Consider the following 15,512-nt stretch of genomic DNA (forward strand, 5'->3'; position numbering starts at 1 on the left):
TTTACGAGTTATGAAACTAAGTTTTGACTATCTATTAAAAAGCTTTATAATTTTTATTTTATTAGCTTTATCTGTAATTGGTATTACTTTTGGAAGTATTGAGGCTTCTAAGATTACGCCTAAGGGTCGTTTTTATAACGGTGATATAAAAACAACCATTTTCTTTTCTCCTTATGAGAAAAAGGTTAGTGAGAGTCAAAACAATATCGTTTCTGCAAACGAAACCTTTGATTTTTCTAAGGATCGCAATCAAGATAACACTAAATTAATTAGTGATCAATCTTGAATTGATTTGGCTAATGATTACAGCCAAAGACTACATGCCTTGGGTTTTTCTGAAATTAACGTTAATTTTAGTAATAATATTAAGTTGCCAGAAGGAACTAATATCAATAGTTCTTGATTGAACTCAAACCAAACATTACCAGCTTTAGTTGTTTCTGTTAATAAAATATTTGATAAAAAACCAAGCGAACGTGATCGTATTTTTAATGAAAGATTAAAAAGAAATATTCAAACCACATTAGATAATCAATACAATCTAACGCTTGAAACTACTGATGGTTATGTATTATTGGATAATGACGATCTTATCAGGGATTCGCTTAAAGTTATTCGCCCAAGCGCAGCTAGTGCTAATTCGGGTATAACTTTTGAAGTTAAATTAAAAAATAACACTAAATTCACTTCAAATTCTGATGATAATAAACAAGTTTTAGAATACTTTAATAATTTAATACCTAAAAACTCTGACTATTTTGAATCTAATGGTCAAGGTAGTGTTGAAACCTTAAGACATCGTTTATTCGTATCAAATGATACTAAAGATGTTTTAGGTAATCGTAACCTAGTTTTATGAAATGATAAAGTTGGCGCTTTGAACTATGTTAGAAGCATCTTTGATGTTGTTCAAAACTCTAATAAATGATTCTCATTAAATGACTCTGAACAAGCATTATGAAATTTCTTGCATTCAACTGGTGGTTATGAACCTTCTGCTAGTACAAAGAATTTAGTTGCGCCGTTTAGAAATGCTAATGATATTAAGTTAAATGATCTGTATTATATTTACGCAGAACCCAAAGCTTATCAAGCTGCAACTGAAAATGCAGAGAAAAAACCAGAAGAAATCACTACACCTCAAGGGTCAAGAAATCCAAGAAGTTCAACAGCAACTGATTTTAGTGGGTTGTTTTCTCAATTTATCTTATACGAACTAAGAACTACTAATGTTGATGGTTCGCAATCAAAATTATTAACTGATCTTTTCCCTACTAACATTACTTTAAATAATAATGGTGACGCTGTTTTAAGATTAAATCAACGTTTAAATATTGGTAGTAGTTATTCTGATATCGATTTTAACCAAGCAAATAGTTTAGAAACTTTAATTAAACAAACATCACCAAATACTGATTTTATCGTTGTAACTAATGATTCGACAATTAACGAACCATTAATCAACAAAACATTTGAGAACTTTAGTCAATATCAATCAGGATTCTTAGGTGTTGGAATTATCTTGTTAATTATTGGTTTAATGATGATTATTCTTTTCAAAGTTCAAGGTTTCTTTGGAATTTTTGGTTTAGCATTATCAAGCATACTAACATTCTTTATCTATTCAAAATTCAATGGTTTTGTAGATCTGTTTAGTATTACTGGTTTAATTGGAGTAATTATCTTTAATTTCTTATTACAAGCGTTTATCAATCTGAATTTTAAACGCAATGTAAGTAATAAGTTTTCATTGCTTGAATCGTGAAAATCCACTCACAACAAAACCTTCTTAAAAGCGGTCGATTTACATCTAATCTTATTAGTGATTGGATTGTTTATGACATTCATATCAAATTATGAATCGCAATCGATCGGAATTTTATTAATTGTTTCTAGTTTAATTGGCTTTTTCTTTAATTACGGTTTAACTGTTTTATTAGTTAAGATCTTTAACTCGATTAATAACTTTAATCCTAAGATTTACTTATACAAAAAGACTTATCAAAACCTAAATTCAATTTCAGGTAACTTATCAAAAGACGCAATGAAACTAAACGATCTTGTAGTTTCTATTGATGAACAAATTGATAAAACCTTTAGTAAGGATTACAAATATCAAATAATGAATGTTAAATCATTATTTGCTTTAATCTTATTTATTAATGTAATAATTCTTGGAATTGTTGCTTTATACAACTTTAATAACAGAACATTCTTTATTAATAGCGATAACTTATATGGTTCATTAAATACAATTTTAATAAGCTTAGGTGCTACTAGTCTTATTGGTTTAGTATATTTCTTATTAAGATATCAATGAATTGTTTTAATTGGTTATCTTTTCAATAGTCTTGTTAATTTTTCAGTAATCCTGGGAATGTTATTCTTATCTAAGAGTTTAATAAGCAATGACTTTGGTTATTTATTTTTATTGATAAGCTTATTTAGTTATATCTATTCTTTATCAAATTTCGTTTTTGTAACAACAAACTTATACACTTATTTCAATCTTAAAGAAATTTACAAACCTAAATCAGTTAAAAAGATCATTAATAATACAACAGTAGCAACAATGGATTTATATATTTACTCAACAATCGTTGCTACAGCTGCTTACTTTATCTTCTATGTATTTAATTACGGCGGTGAAGGTTCTGGTATAACTGAAAAATACAACAATAATCTTTTAAATTTAGGTTTATTCAGTTTAATTAATATTTTATTGATTAACATCAACGCAGTATTCTTACTAAATCCATTAATTGGTTTATTGATGATCAAAAAATCAAATACAAATTCTATTTACTGATCTAAGATTTCATTAAAAACTAAGAAGGAAGATAAAAACCTAGATCAAATAGATGAACAACTAGTGGAAGATATCAATTTCTTTAAACGCTCTAACAAAGTTGTTTATCACGAAAATAAAGAAAACTAATCTTTTAATTTAATTATGAACGATAAATTAATAACTCAACTAAAAAAAACTATTCTTACAGTTCAAGACTTTCCTAAAAAAGGTGTTTTGTTTTATGATATAACTCCAGTTTTATTAGATCCAATCTTATTTGATCAAGTTATTGAAGCTATGGCTGAAGTTGTTAAAGAAGCTAAAGCAGATATAATAGCTTCACCAGAGTCTAGAGGATTTTTATTTGGTGTTCCATTAGCTAATAAATTAAAACTACCTTTTGTTCTAGTTCGTAAAGAAAACAAATTGCCAAGACAACGTTTTAGCGCTTCTTATGATCTTGAATATGGAAAGAATAACGTTGTAGAAATTCATCAAGATGCAATTAAACCGAATTCTCGTGTAATGATTGTTGATGATTTATTAGCAACAGCTGGAACGGTTGAAGCAATCTCTAAATTAGTTAAACTATCACAATCAGAAGTGGTTGGTTATAGTTTTTTAATTAGATTAAAAAATCTTGGTGGGATCGATAAACTAGATAAAACCAAACCAATTAACTACATTTTAGAATACTAGTAGTTAAGTGAAATATTAAAATTTAATAAATTGGAATAAATTGATATATTTGATATGATCGCTGCTCAAAATTATGTAAAAACAATTTTACAAACTCAAAATAAATTAGCGAAAAAAGCTTTTTTAAAATCACACATATATGCTGGAATAGTTTTTTTAGCATCATTTATCTTTGCTTTAGTAATAACAATTATCTATAAAAATGTATGATCTAAATCTATTCAAAGCACTAATGCATTATTTATAAGTTCTAGTATTAGTTTATCTGTTGGATTTTTGATCGTAATTTTTTCATCTTTTTTTGTTGATATTAATCGTTCAAAAACTAGAATTATTACCTTTTTTGTATTAGTTTGATTATTTTTAAGCTATGGATTAGGTGGTCTATTATCTTCAGTAGATGCTGCTAATAGTTTAGGGATTGATGAGAATATAAAATTAAGTACATTCATAGTTCCTTTATTAATAGTTAGCGTTGTTTATATTAGTACATCTATTTTAGGGTACTATATGAGTAATAAAGTTGGTTTTAGTTTAGCTAAATTGTTGTTTGCAATGTTAATTATCAACATTATATTTATTCTTGGTATCAACATTGTATACATATTTGGATTTAATGCTTTTAAATTTGATTGAATCTTTTTAATAATTTCGATTGTTAGCTTAGTAATATCAGTTATAAGTCTGGTTGTGTCATCATTCATTACTAAGAATACCGCGGAAATGATTCAGTTATCTGGAAATGAAGGATTAATTCAAAACTTTATCATTTATAATGCGTACATGCTATTTATTAGATTGTTCTCATTATTTATTGATATCTTAAGATTATTCGCCTATTTCAGATCATAATAATACAAAAAAATAAGCCTTAAAGGTTTTATCTTTAGATAAATAATTATATAATCTAATTATCGAGATATTAAGTTATGAGCTATAAAAAATCATCAGGAACGAAAAAAGCGTTAGCAGTTTTAGGTTTTTTCTTCCTATTCATGGTTCTGCTATTAGTTTCTTTATGAGCGTTTTTTGCTTTTTTTTGATTTAAAGACAAATACAATCCCGTAACTATTTACAATAATTTTTTTTCAGAAGATGCTTTAAATTGATTTAATGTTGATAAAGGCTACGAATGAGGAGCAGAATCGTATAAACAATATGCGACTATGCTCCCTGATTCAGATAGTATCTTAGGAAAAATTGGCAATTTTATTCCTTTCTTATATACTAACAAAGATATATTTGGGATTGCAAACCAAACTTTTAAGGTTTCTTTATTAGGTTATGTAATTCCATTTACAATGGCTTTTGGTTCTTCTTTAATTATTACATCGATTGTTTATGTAATTCTTAAAATTATTATTAAGCTTATTGTTAAATCAAACGATAACAAAAACAAAGCTTTAAAAAAAAAGAGTTATAAAACAAACGAAGAAGCTAAAACAACTTTTCAAGCAAGTTCACAATCAACAGTACCTTTTAATAACTCTAACACTAGTAATATTGAAAAAGCAGCAACTGAATTTTATGATTCGGTAAAACCAGAAATAAAATATGACGCCTCTAAAGATTGAAAAGCTTTATCTACGGGCGCTAATATGGCTGAACGTGAAAAGCAATTCTATGAGCATATGAAAAAAACTTCGGCTAATTAAACTAACAACTAATACAAAATAATAAATTTAATAACTTAAAATAAATTATGTCAAAAACTCCAAAACACCTATTAACTCTAGAAGGTTTAGCTAAAATTCAAGCAGAATTAAGACATCTAGTAGATGTTAAACGTCCTGAAATTATTCGTTTAATTCAAGAAGCTCGCGAACAAGGTGACTTATCAGAAAATGCTGACTATGATGCTGCTAAGGCTAGTCAAAGCGAGATTGAAACAAGAATTAAAGAAATTCAAGATATCTTAAATTATCACGAAATAATTAAGGAATCAGATACTAAAGAAAAGAAAGTAATTGTAGGGGCTAAAGTTACGATTTATGATAGTTCTGATGAATGTGAATATACTTATGAAATTGTAGGACCTATTGAAAGTGATCCTGCTAACAATAAAATTTCACATGAATCTCCTGTAGCTAAAGCGATCATGGATAAAAAAGAAGGTGAATCTGCTGAAGTTAGAGGTATTGAACATCCTTATAAAATTACTATTAAAAAGATAGTTCTTTAAGTTTCTTAAAAAGAAATAGAAAAATAAAAATCTATAAAATATAACTTTAAATTTTTATATTATTATGTTATAATTTTATGGGTATTAATGGGTAGGTAGCGAAGTGGCTAAACGCTTCTGACTGTAAATCAGACACCTTTTGGTTTCGGCGGTTCGAATCCGTCCCTGCCCACCATAATTGGAATGTAGCCAAGCGGAAAGGCAATAGACTTTGACTCTATCATGCGATGGTTCGATCCCATCCATTCCAGCCAATTTATGACTCACTAGCTCAGCGGTAGAGCATTTGACTTTTAATCAAAGGGTCCCGGGTTCGATCCCCGGGTGGGTCACCAGTTTTGCCCAAGTGACGGAATGGTAGACGTACAGGACTTAAAATCCTGGGGTAGCGATACCGTGCCGGTTCAAGTCCGGCTTTGGGCACCATTAAGCGGGTGTAGTTCAATGGTAGAACTGCAGCCTTCCAAGCTGTTAATGTGGGTTCGATTCCCATCACCCGCTCCATTATTGAATAGTTTTAAACTATACTTCTCGATTAAAAGTATTCAATAATTTATATACATAAATTCATTTAACGTAATATTAGTTTTATCTAATATTACGTTTTTTTATTATCATAAAACATTTAGGATTTAATTACAATTAAAGAGAATTAAATTCTTTAACTAACTAAAAACAACACATAGGAAGATTTACCTATGTGTTGTTTTTTAAAATAGATAATAAAAAAGTCATTAGATATGAGTTCTAATGACTTAAGATAGATTGATTTATTTGTTATTAATGAATTTATATAATACAACCCTTCAACGAGCTATACATAAATATTATACAACAACTTTTTAAAAAGTCAAATAAATTTATAAAAATTTGATTTTTAAAAAGTTATACTAAATAACTTAATATATTAATTATTTAATAGAAATACTAAAAATTAGTTAGAAAAATAAAAAAGTCATTAGACATGAGTTCTAATGACTTAAGATAGATTGATTTATTTGTTATTAATGAATTTATATAATACAACCCTTCAACGAGCTATACATAAATATTATACACTATTTATTTAATATTTATGAATATTTATAAAAATTATTTAATTTCTTTTTGACTAAAATAATTAGAAAAACTTACATCAATTTTATTTGTATGAACTAACCACATTAAAGAAATTAATATCATTAATTAGATAAGGCAAATGAATAAAACCACTTGTAAAATACAGGTTATTTTTTTGTTCATTCGATAATTTATTATCTTCTTCAATTAGTTTTTTAATTTTGCATTTAACTAAATAAATGTAATACACCAATAAACCTATAAACAAAAACAAGATCATAACACCTGGATCCAATAAGTTGTGTGCTAATATTTTTATGGCTTGTTCTTGTTTTTCTTTTCATTCCAAGAAATAAATAACGCCAAATACTGTCATTAATATTCCAGTAAAAAAACTAATATAAACAAGTAATGATACAACGAGTCTAATTGTGGCTAACTTTTTTAATTTTTGATAATTTTGCATTATGATTAAATCTAAACAAAAAAATTATAATTTTCTTTGTTATGAATATCCATTTTTTTATTTTTTTATAGAAAATTAAAATGGTAGGATTTTAATCCTAAAATTCAACCAATAAGAGAAAAGTTAAAATTAAAAATATAAAAATGAAAAGTAAAACCAAAATTTTTGTCAGTTCGATGGCAATTTTAGGTTCGCTTGGATTTGTTTTATCGTCTTGCGGTAAAATGTCTGGCACGCCTAGCACTAATAAACCTGTCACGCCTCCTGGTCAGTTTGATAACAAAATTGTTATTCAAACAGCTCAAAATAAGTTCTATCCATTAATGTGAGCTTTTGCTGAAATAGTTGATCTATACAATAAGCAATTCAAAGACACTGAAGGATTTATTCCTGTTGAGCTTCAACAAAGTGAAGTTAGTAAAGCTAATTCCGAATTAGAATTAACTAATAAAGTTGTTGGTGAAATTAGTTCTAAATCGCCGTTAGTACCAAACATCATTTTAGCTGATTTAAACGCTGCTTATAAAATTAATGGTTATAACCGTTTACTAGATTTAAGTAATAACACTATTATTAATGAAAATTACTTTGATAGTGATATTTATAACAACTTTAACAAAATAAGCGGATCTAGTGAAACTGATAAGAAAGTATATGCTATTCCCTTCAATTTAACAACTACTGATAGTCTTGTTTTCAACAAACCATTAATGAACTTGTTGTTTAAGTTAGTGAAAGAAGGTGGAGGAACGGTTGAAGAAAATTCGAAAATATATCAGGAATTAAAGATGGAAAATTTTGAATCTAGATTCATGAACAAGAAGTGAAAAAATCTTCAAATAAAAGACAATATGACCTACAAAGGTTTAACTATCGATGACAACACATTCTCTAATCTTGAATCAATGTTTGAATTTTCTAAGAAAATTGTTGATGGACTTAAACTTAAAGAAGATTCAGCTATGGCGTCTGAGAGTAGGGATAGAGATCTTAAAATCTTCATGTTAGACTACGGACCAAATATTTATCAAAAATACTTGTGGTCTAAATTAGGTAACTCTAAAGACAAATGATTATGAAACTTCAAATTAAAAGATGGTACATTTGATTTAGATTTTACTAACTTAAAGAAAACAGAAGATCAAAATACTATCGGAACAACTTATGATTTCTTTAAGAATAGTTACTCAACTCTTGATCTAAAAAATAACCAAACTTTAAAATCAATTTACTTTGGTTCGGGCGGTGTATCTGACTGAGCTTCTTGAGATATTAGAAACTTTGATACTGCATTCGCTATTGCTCCACATGTAGGTTGAAACCAATCAGTATTTTCACCATTTACAGTTAAAACATTTAGAGCTACTAAAGGCGATGTAACTCAAGAAGATATTAATAACGCAAAAACTAATTTTGCGTCAGCTAGTGAAGTTTTATGAAAATCTCAATTAACTAAGTTTGATAAAACAAATCCTAACAAAAACACTTTCTGAATTGGCGGTTCATCATTAATCGGAATTTCAACATCTGATAAACGTGATGCGCAAACTAAGAAATTTTTAGAATGATTATTTAACAACAACACAAGAATTAATGTTCCTGATTCACCTTTAAATAACAAATCAATAAGTGAAATATTAAATAGTATTTCTGCATATGATTTAACTTCTAAAAATGCTTTATCAGATACAGCTAAAACCGCTTTAGAAACTACAATTAATGCTGAGCAAACTGAAGTTGATAAAGTTAAAGCGGAACCAACTCCAGAAACTCTAAAAACTCCTGATTGATCTAAGATCTATCTAAATAAAGGTGCTTTAGCTTCATTAAATGACTGATTAACATTTAAGAAAGAATTAACAGCTAAACCGCAAGAAAACTCAATTGCTTTCATCAATACTGATGAAAAAGCTAGTGGAATTCTAAGTATAATTAACAGCGCAATCTCAGGAATTACCAAAACTGCTAGTGCTACCAACTTAACTAAAGAGAATTTAATTAAGCAAATACAAGATAAGTTAGGTTCTGCTAACTAATAAAATAAATTCTTCTACAAAAATTACACTAAATTCTAAGTAAAAAAGACTAGGAATTTAGTGTATTTTTATGTCTTATTAAAACTACAACCAAAATTTAACAAATCTTATTTAAAAAATGTTAAATAAAATTTTTTTGTAGAAAAATCAAACAAGGTCTGTATTTTTATCTATAAAAATACAACCATATAAGAGAAAAGTTTAAAAATAAAAAAATGAAAATGAAATCTAAATCCAGAACTAGAATTTTAATTGGTTCAATGGCTGCGTTAAGTTTGATGAGTTTTAGCTTATCATCTTGTTTTAAACCGAATGGTGCTGATATTTCTAAAACACCTAAAGGTGAGTTTGATGATAAAGTTGTTATTCAAACATCACAAAATAGTTACTACCCTTTAATGAAAACTTTATCATTATTAGTAGATCTTTATAACAAAGAAAAAGCTAATACTGAAGGTTTTTTAAAAGTTGAATTGCAAACAACTGAAAATACTAATACTAAATCAGAATTAGAATTAACTAATAAAGTTGTAGGTGATATAACTTCTAAATCTCCATTAGTTCCAAACATTATTTTAGCTGATCTAAATGCTGCTTACAAGATTAATACGCTTGATCGTTTACTAGATGTTAATGGAAGCAGTGTAATTAATGAAGCTTATTTTGATACTGATGTTTACAACAACTTTAATAAGCTTGTTGGAACAAATAAAAACGATAATAAAATTTATGCTATTCCGTTTGATATTACTGAAACTGATGCATTAGTTTTCAATAAACCTTTAATGAGTTTATTATTCGATTTTGTTGAAAAAGGTGGAGGTACAGTTAATAAAGAATCAAAAATCTATAAAGAATTAAAAGTTGAAGACTTCACCACTAAGATTCAAAATAAAAAATGAAAAAATCTTGAAGTTAAGGGTAATGAAGTATTTAAAGATTGAACAGTAGATGATAATACTTTTGATAACTTTGAGTCTATACTTGAATTCTCTGATAAGATTGTTAAAAATCTTAAAATCAAAGATAATGCTGAAGTTAATACCAAGGATGCTGATCTTAAAGTTTTCTTGGTAACTTATGAAGATGATCTATTTAACAAGTTCTTATGATCTAAACTTGGTAACAATCAAACGAGTTGATTGTGAACTCAAAAAGCTGATGGGGATATATTGGATTTAGATTTTGCAAATGCTAAAAAACCTGAAACTCAAACAAAAATTGGTGAAGCATTTGATTTCTTAAAAAATCATTATTCAGCTCTTGATTTAAATAACGAACAACTTCTAAGATCAGTTCAATATACTGGTGGTGGTATTGTTTCTTGAAATGTAGCTAAATTTGATGCAGCATTTGGTATAGCTCCGCACATTGCATGAAATTCTTCAATGTTTTCACCATACACAATTGATCGTTTTAGAAAAGATCGTAAAGCTCCTTTAACTGCTGAAGATATTACGACTGCTAAAAATAAATATGCAGCACCTAATGAAGTTTTATGAAAGAATCAAATTCAAAAATTTGATAAGAATGATAAAACAAAAAATACATTCTGAATTGGTGGTTCATCATTAGTTGGAATTAAAACTTCAACTAAGCGTGATGAGCAAGCTAAAAAATTCCTTGAATGATTATTTAATATCAATTCAACAATCACTCAAAACGATTCTATCTTTAAAGGTGAAACTGTTAACTCAATTTTAAATAGTCAAGGTGGTTACATTTTTACTTCTAAAAAAGCTATTTCAGATGAATCTAAAACTAAATTAAAAGAAATTTTAGATAAAGAACAACCAGTAGCAGACAAAGTTTTAAAAGACGGGCCAACGGTTGATGATGTTAACAATAATAGATCATGAAAAGATCTTAACTTTAACAAGGCTGCTTTAGCAACGCTTAGTAATTTCTTAGATTTCAAGAAACAAAGAGATGCAATGCCAGATAAAAACTCAATTATATCAATTGCTACTGATGATAAATCTGGTAAGATTTTAAAGATCCTAAAAGATGCTATTGGTGGAATTTCTAAAACTAAAGAACCTACTAACTTAACAAAAGAAAAACTTCTTGAAGAAATTAATAAAGTTTTAAACGAAAATTAAAGAGGATCTTTTAAATAAATTGGTTTAATATCTTCTATTTCTGTTAATTCGAAGTTAGAAATATTATTAATTAAATTCTCGAAAATATCGACATTTGCGAAATTTTTAAACAGCGAAAGGTCGGTATTTTTTTTGCACATGTTTTCATATTCTTCGTGATCAACAATCTTAATATTTCCGACATTTCCACGGTAAATACTAACAAATTGCTTATTTGATTTAGCATCTAAACAAGAGATTCCATCACCATAAGGAACTTGAATTTTTAGTGTTGAAATCGTATATACTTCAACTGAAGGATCAACTGTTTTTCATGTCTTAGCAATATTAGTTCCAACCCTAACACCACTAAAAGAACCAGGGCCTACAGTAATATAAAGTTTCTTGATTGCCTTTTTCTTAACTTTGCTTTGTTTTAAAAAATCATCAATTCTTTCTACAACAATATCAACTAAATTCTTGTTAATCTCAATTGATGTGTAATTGTATAATTCCTCTTTTTCGTTATCAAAAATAGCTAGATTAATTTTATCTAGACAAGTATCAATAAATAAACAAAGCTTTCTCATAATATTAGTATTATTATTTAAATAAATCTTTAAGGTCTTGATTTAAATCAAGATGAACATCGAACAATTTTTTCATAAATACTTCATCAGGAGCTACTTCGAAAAACAATGGCACGCCACTTGAAGGATGAGTTAATTCTAATTGGTAAGCGTGTAAGAATTGTTTATAATCAGTTCTTTGTTCTCCTTTAACGCCATAAAGAGGATCATTAACAATATTATGTTTAATAAAATTCATATGAACACGGATTTGGTGTGTTCTACCTGTTAGCAATTCACATTTTATTAAAGCATATTTTTTGTTTTGATTAATTACATAAATTTTTGTAATTGCGTCTTTAGGATTTTTGGTATTTTCTACACCGAATTTTAAATCATGATCTTTTAGATAACCGATTGGTGCGTTAATTGTAGCACGAAGTTCATTAAAAGGATAATGAACGATAGCCAAATAATAACGCTTCATTGTTCTTTTGACAATTTGTTCTTGAATCTTTTGAAGTGCTTCAAAGTTTTTTGTAGCAACAATAAGACCTGTTGTATCTTTATCCAATCTGTGCGCTAAATAAACCTTTTGTTTCTTGTTATGATACATTAAACAGTTTAGTAAAGTATCAGGTTCGTTATGAGTTGTGGGATGCGACAACATGTTTGTTGGTTTGTTTACAATAAGTAAATCATCATCCTCAAAAACAATATCTAATTTCTTTTTAAAAGGTAAGATTTCATCTTTAGATTTATTAAATATTGCTTCATCATATTCTAATTCAATTACATCGCCTTCTTTAAGAATAAAATTATTCTTATTTACCGGTTTTTTGTTAACTTTTACTAAATCATTAACGATCAAATATGATGTCTTATTTCTAGATAAATTTAAATGATAAGTTAAGAAAACATCTAACCTAATTTTGCTAGTATTTTCATTTAAAAATCTGTGCTTAATCATTGTTTTCTAATGTTTTATTATTCTTGGTGTAATAACACCCTTCATTGAATCTTGAACAAGCTAAAAAGCTTGATATTTTATCGCTGCTTTTTTTAATCATTTCGTTATTGCAAATTATGCAAATTTCTTGATTTTCTACTGATAAAGGTTTTGCTTCATTAATCAAATCAATATATGAACAATTTTGGTTAGAACAAATTACTTGTTTATCTTTTATCAACATTTGTTGATTGCAAAAAACACATTTATTGTCATTTCAAGTACTTCATTTTACTCTTTCATCTTCTGGAATATTTTTTCATCCATGAATCTGTTTATTTGTTGAATTATTTTTATTCTTATTTTTAAAGTCTACAAATAACTCAATAAAGAAATTTAAGAAAATTAAAACAAATCCAATAACTATACAAATATCGGCAAAATTAAAAATAGCCGATGATTTAAAGAATTGAAAATAGTCCAAAACAGAGTTGTTTTCAATTGCTGTATTAGATAATTTGATCGGGATTGAACGATCAATTACATTTGATAATCCGCCAAATGCAATTAAAGGTAAAAATGCGATTAAAGCAATGTTTTTGCAAAAAACAAATGTAATTAAAAATACTGTTGTTAACAATATTTGCAAAAGATAAGGGATGGCAGGGTTGCTATTAAATAATGAGAAACCAACACCCTTGTTAGTAATTACGTTTATATTAATAAAACCTTCTTCAGTTTTATAACCAATACCTAAATTCAAGAAATAATTTCTTAATAAAAAAACAATAAGCAAAATTACAATGCCAACACCAAATAAAATAGGGTATTTAATTTTGACAAGTTTTTTAGTATTAGCAATCTTGAATTGTTTAATGATTACATCCTTGGATTTATCAAGGAATCTTTTAAAAGCATACATATTAAACATTTTAAATTAATAATTATCTTTTTTATAAATGTTAAAATAGATTTACTTTTATGTATAAACCTAGATTGTGATGCTTAACTTCTGGGTATGGTGATCGATAAATAATGAAAAAAAATATTAAACGACAAATAAGAATAGCTGCCATTGTAGCTACTGAGGTCGATGATTTAGAACTAATTGTTCCAACTGATTTATGAAGAAGAGCTAAATTTATAGTTGATTATATTTCAATTGAAAAAAAGAATAGTGTTACTTTAGCTCAAGGAACTTCGATTAAGTGCGGATTAACAATTGATAAATCAAACTTAATGCAATATAATGCGATTTATCTACCTGGTGGGTTAGGATCAAAACGTTTTGGTGATGATCAAAAATTAATTCATTATCTTAGTAAGTTCAATGAAAAAGATCAAACTACACAAAGATTTATTTTAGCAATTAACCAATCACCAGTTATTCTTAAAAATCTAGACCTTTTAGAAGATAAAAAAGTTGTAGCTAATGAAGAACATAAAGAAATAATCGGAAGCAACTTTGACAATAAATCTAATGTATTATTTTCTGGCAACATTATAACAGCTAGATCTACTGGTCATGCAATAGATTTTGCTATTGAAGCAATTAAAGTATTATCAAGCAAAAAAGAAGCTGATGATTTAGCAAAAATGATTTCTTATCAAAAGTAAGAAATTATTTTTTTAAAAGAACAAATAACAATATTTATTCAATAAAAATCGATTTTTATAAATTTAGTTATTTTAACGAAAAGTTGTAGATCAAATAAATAATAGCGGCTAAATTAGTCGCTATTATTTATTAAAAATATTTTAATCTAAAAACATTATTTATTAAAAGTTGGATCGACGCTTTTAATAAATTTAGTCATTATATCTAAAAACTCTTGAGTATGTTCATAAAATGGAACATGACCCGATTTTTTAATAAAAGCAAATTGAATATTTTTGTTTAATGCTGTAATGTGTTCGTAAGAATCGCCAGGAATCACGATCTTATCATCTTCACCAAAGATTACCATCATTGGTTTAGTAACTGAGCGATATCCAATATCGCTAAGTTTACTCATTTCTTCTAACACACCTATAGATAATAAAGGTTCTAATGTCTTAAAATATCTTCTTTCTTGATAATATTCTGTTTCAGCAACCTTATCGATTTTTCCATCAAATTCTTTATCAGCATCATAATACAATGCGTAATAAAGTTCTTTCATCTGTTCTGGACTTTCAGGTAATAGTTTAGCAATTGTTGCGATGTTAGATAAAATAGATCCATTGGCTGGAGCTTCAAGAATGCTTAACTTAATTCTTTCTGGAATCAAGTAATTCATAATTGCACTTAGACCGCCACCCATTGAGTGACCTACCAGAATGACGTCTCTAAGATCATACTTTTCGAAATAACGCTTAATAATTTGACTAAAATAAGCGATGCTTAGTTGTGATGGATTTTCGATTTTGCTTTTACCATGACCTGGCATATTAATGCCGTAGAAACTACAATTATCATAATACTCTCATAGTTTTTTCTTTATTTTGTAATTAGAACCAAATCCATGCAAAAAAACAATTTTATGTTTAGCATCAGGTCTGATTAGTTCAAAACTATCGATATTAGATAAATTAATTTTGTTTTCCATTGTGATTTACATATAACACAAAAAAAACATTTTTACAAAAAATTTTATTTTATGTTATTATTTTATATTGCTTTTAGGTTATACTATGTAGT

At 27.3% G+C, this 15,512-nt stretch carries 13 protein-coding genes and 5 tRNA genes; 13 read left to right on the forward strand and 5 right to left on the reverse strand.

Annotated features, from left to right (window positions below; translation table 4 throughout):
• Positions 1–10 precede the first annotated feature (10 nt).
• The 10 genes from NMG77_RS00920 (at position 11) to NMG77_RS00965 (ending at position 6,176) form a co-directional block, all read left to right on the forward strand.
• Positions 11–2,938 carry an MPN396 family protein gene (locus NMG77_RS00920; RefSeq protein WP_255045944.1) on the forward strand — a complete coding sequence of 976 codons (2,928 nt, stop codon included), beginning with the start codon at positions 11–13 and terminating at the stop codon, positions 2,936–2,938.
• Positions 2,939–2,953: 15 nt separating this feature from the next.
• The gene (apt, locus tag NMG77_RS00925; protein WP_255034835.1) at positions 2,954–3,490 is read left to right on the forward strand and encodes an adenine phosphoribosyltransferase; all 537 of its coding nucleotides are present in this window, start codon (positions 2,954–2,956) and stop codon (positions 3,488–3,490) included.
• Between the two features lie 54 nt (positions 3,491–3,544).
• Positions 3,545–4,342: a hypothetical protein gene (locus tag NMG77_RS00930; protein ID WP_255034836.1), complete on the forward strand. Its 798-nt coding sequence runs from the start codon at positions 3,545–3,547 to the stop codon at positions 4,340–4,342.
• 77 nt (positions 4,343–4,419) lie between these two features.
• Positions 4,420–5,145, forward strand: coding sequence for an MG319/MPN454 family protein (locus NMG77_RS00935; protein ID WP_255034837.1), 726 nt, complete (start codon positions 4,420–4,422; stop codon positions 5,143–5,145).
• Positions 5,146–5,192: 47 nt separating this feature from the next.
• A complete protein-coding gene (gene greA / locus NMG77_RS00940; protein ID WP_255034838.1) occupies positions 5,193–5,672 on the forward strand; it encodes a transcription elongation factor GreA in 480 nt (159 codons plus the stop codon).
• Positions 5,673–5,761: 89 nt separating this feature from the next.
• Positions 5,762–5,847: transfer RNA gene (locus NMG77_RS00945), tRNA-Tyr, on the forward strand.
• 4 nt (positions 5,848–5,851) lie between these two features.
• Positions 5,852–5,926: transfer RNA gene (locus tag NMG77_RS00950), tRNA-Gln, on the forward strand.
• A gap of 6 nt (positions 5,927–5,932) precedes the next feature.
• Positions 5,933–6,007, forward strand: a tRNA-Lys gene (locus NMG77_RS00955).
• A 5-nt stretch (positions 6,008–6,012) separates the two neighbouring features.
• A tRNA-Leu gene (locus tag NMG77_RS00960) sits at positions 6,013–6,098 on the forward strand.
• Positions 6,099–6,102: 4 nt separating this feature from the next.
• A tRNA-Gly gene (locus NMG77_RS00965) sits at positions 6,103–6,176 on the forward strand.
• Positions 6,177–6,813: 637 nt separating this feature from the next.
• On the opposite strand, the gene NMG77_RS00970 is transcribed toward NMG77_RS00965, so the two are convergent.
• Positions 6,814–7,197, reverse strand: coding sequence for a hypothetical protein (locus NMG77_RS00970; RefSeq protein WP_255034839.1), 384 nt, complete (start codon positions 7,195–7,197; stop codon positions 6,814–6,816).
• A gap of 143 nt (positions 7,198–7,340) precedes the next feature.
• Here NMG77_RS00970 and NMG77_RS00975 point away from each other — a divergent pair, with 143 nt between their 5' ends.
• Together NMG77_RS00975 and NMG77_RS00980 are read left to right on the forward strand one after the other, a co-directional pair.
• Positions 7,341–9,233, forward strand: coding sequence for a P68 family surface lipoprotein (locus tag NMG77_RS00975; protein WP_255045945.1), 1,893 nt, complete (start codon positions 7,341–7,343; stop codon positions 9,231–9,233).
• A 221-nt stretch (positions 9,234–9,454) separates the two neighbouring features.
• Positions 9,455–11,335, forward strand: a complete 1,881-nt coding sequence (locus tag NMG77_RS00980; protein WP_255045946.1) for a P68 family surface lipoprotein — start codon at positions 9,455–9,457, stop codon at positions 11,333–11,335.
• Here the strand turns inward: NMG77_RS00980 and tsaB are convergent.
• The 3 genes from tsaB to lspA are packed head-to-tail and all read right to left on the reverse strand — an operon-like array spanning position 11,332 to position 13,754.
• Entirely contained in the window at positions 11,332–11,904 is a 573-nt protein-coding gene (gene tsaB / locus NMG77_RS00985; protein WP_255034842.1) for a tRNA (adenosine(37)-N6)-threonylcarbamoyltransferase complex dimerization subunit type 1 TsaB, read from the reverse strand. The two genes, NMG77_RS00980 and tsaB, sit on opposite strands and share 4 nt — an antisense overlap.
• A gap of 13 nt (positions 11,905–11,917) precedes the next feature.
• Entirely contained in the window at positions 11,918–12,853 is a 936-nt protein-coding gene (locus tag NMG77_RS00990) for an RluA family pseudouridine synthase (RefSeq protein WP_255045947.1), read from the reverse strand.
• Positions 12,846–13,754 carry a signal peptidase II gene (lspA, locus tag NMG77_RS00995; RefSeq protein WP_255045948.1) on the reverse strand — a complete coding sequence of 303 codons (909 nt, stop codon included), beginning with the start codon at positions 13,752–13,754 and terminating at the stop codon, positions 12,846–12,848. Before lspA ends, NMG77_RS00990 begins: the two co-directional genes overlap by 8 nt.
• A gap of 113 nt (positions 13,755–13,867) precedes the next feature.
• Between lspA and NMG77_RS01000 the strand changes: the two genes are divergently transcribed.
• Complete coding sequence (locus tag NMG77_RS01000) at positions 13,868–14,449, forward strand: DJ-1/PfpI family protein (RefSeq protein ID WP_255034845.1); 582 nt, start codon at positions 13,868–13,870, stop codon at positions 14,447–14,449.
• Between the two features lie 155 nt (positions 14,450–14,604).
• On the opposite strand, the gene NMG77_RS01005 is transcribed toward NMG77_RS01000, so the two are convergent.
• Positions 14,605–15,420, reverse strand: coding sequence for an alpha/beta fold hydrolase (locus NMG77_RS01005; RefSeq protein ID WP_255045949.1), 816 nt, complete (start codon positions 15,418–15,420; stop codon positions 14,605–14,607).
• Positions 15,421–15,512: the final 92 nt, after the last annotated feature.

The organism is Mycoplasma bradburyae, assembly GCF_024339025.1.
Classification (GTDB): domain Bacteria; phylum Bacillota_I; class Bacilli_A; order Mycoplasmatales; family Mycoplasmoidaceae; genus Mycoplasmoides; species Mycoplasmoides bradburyae.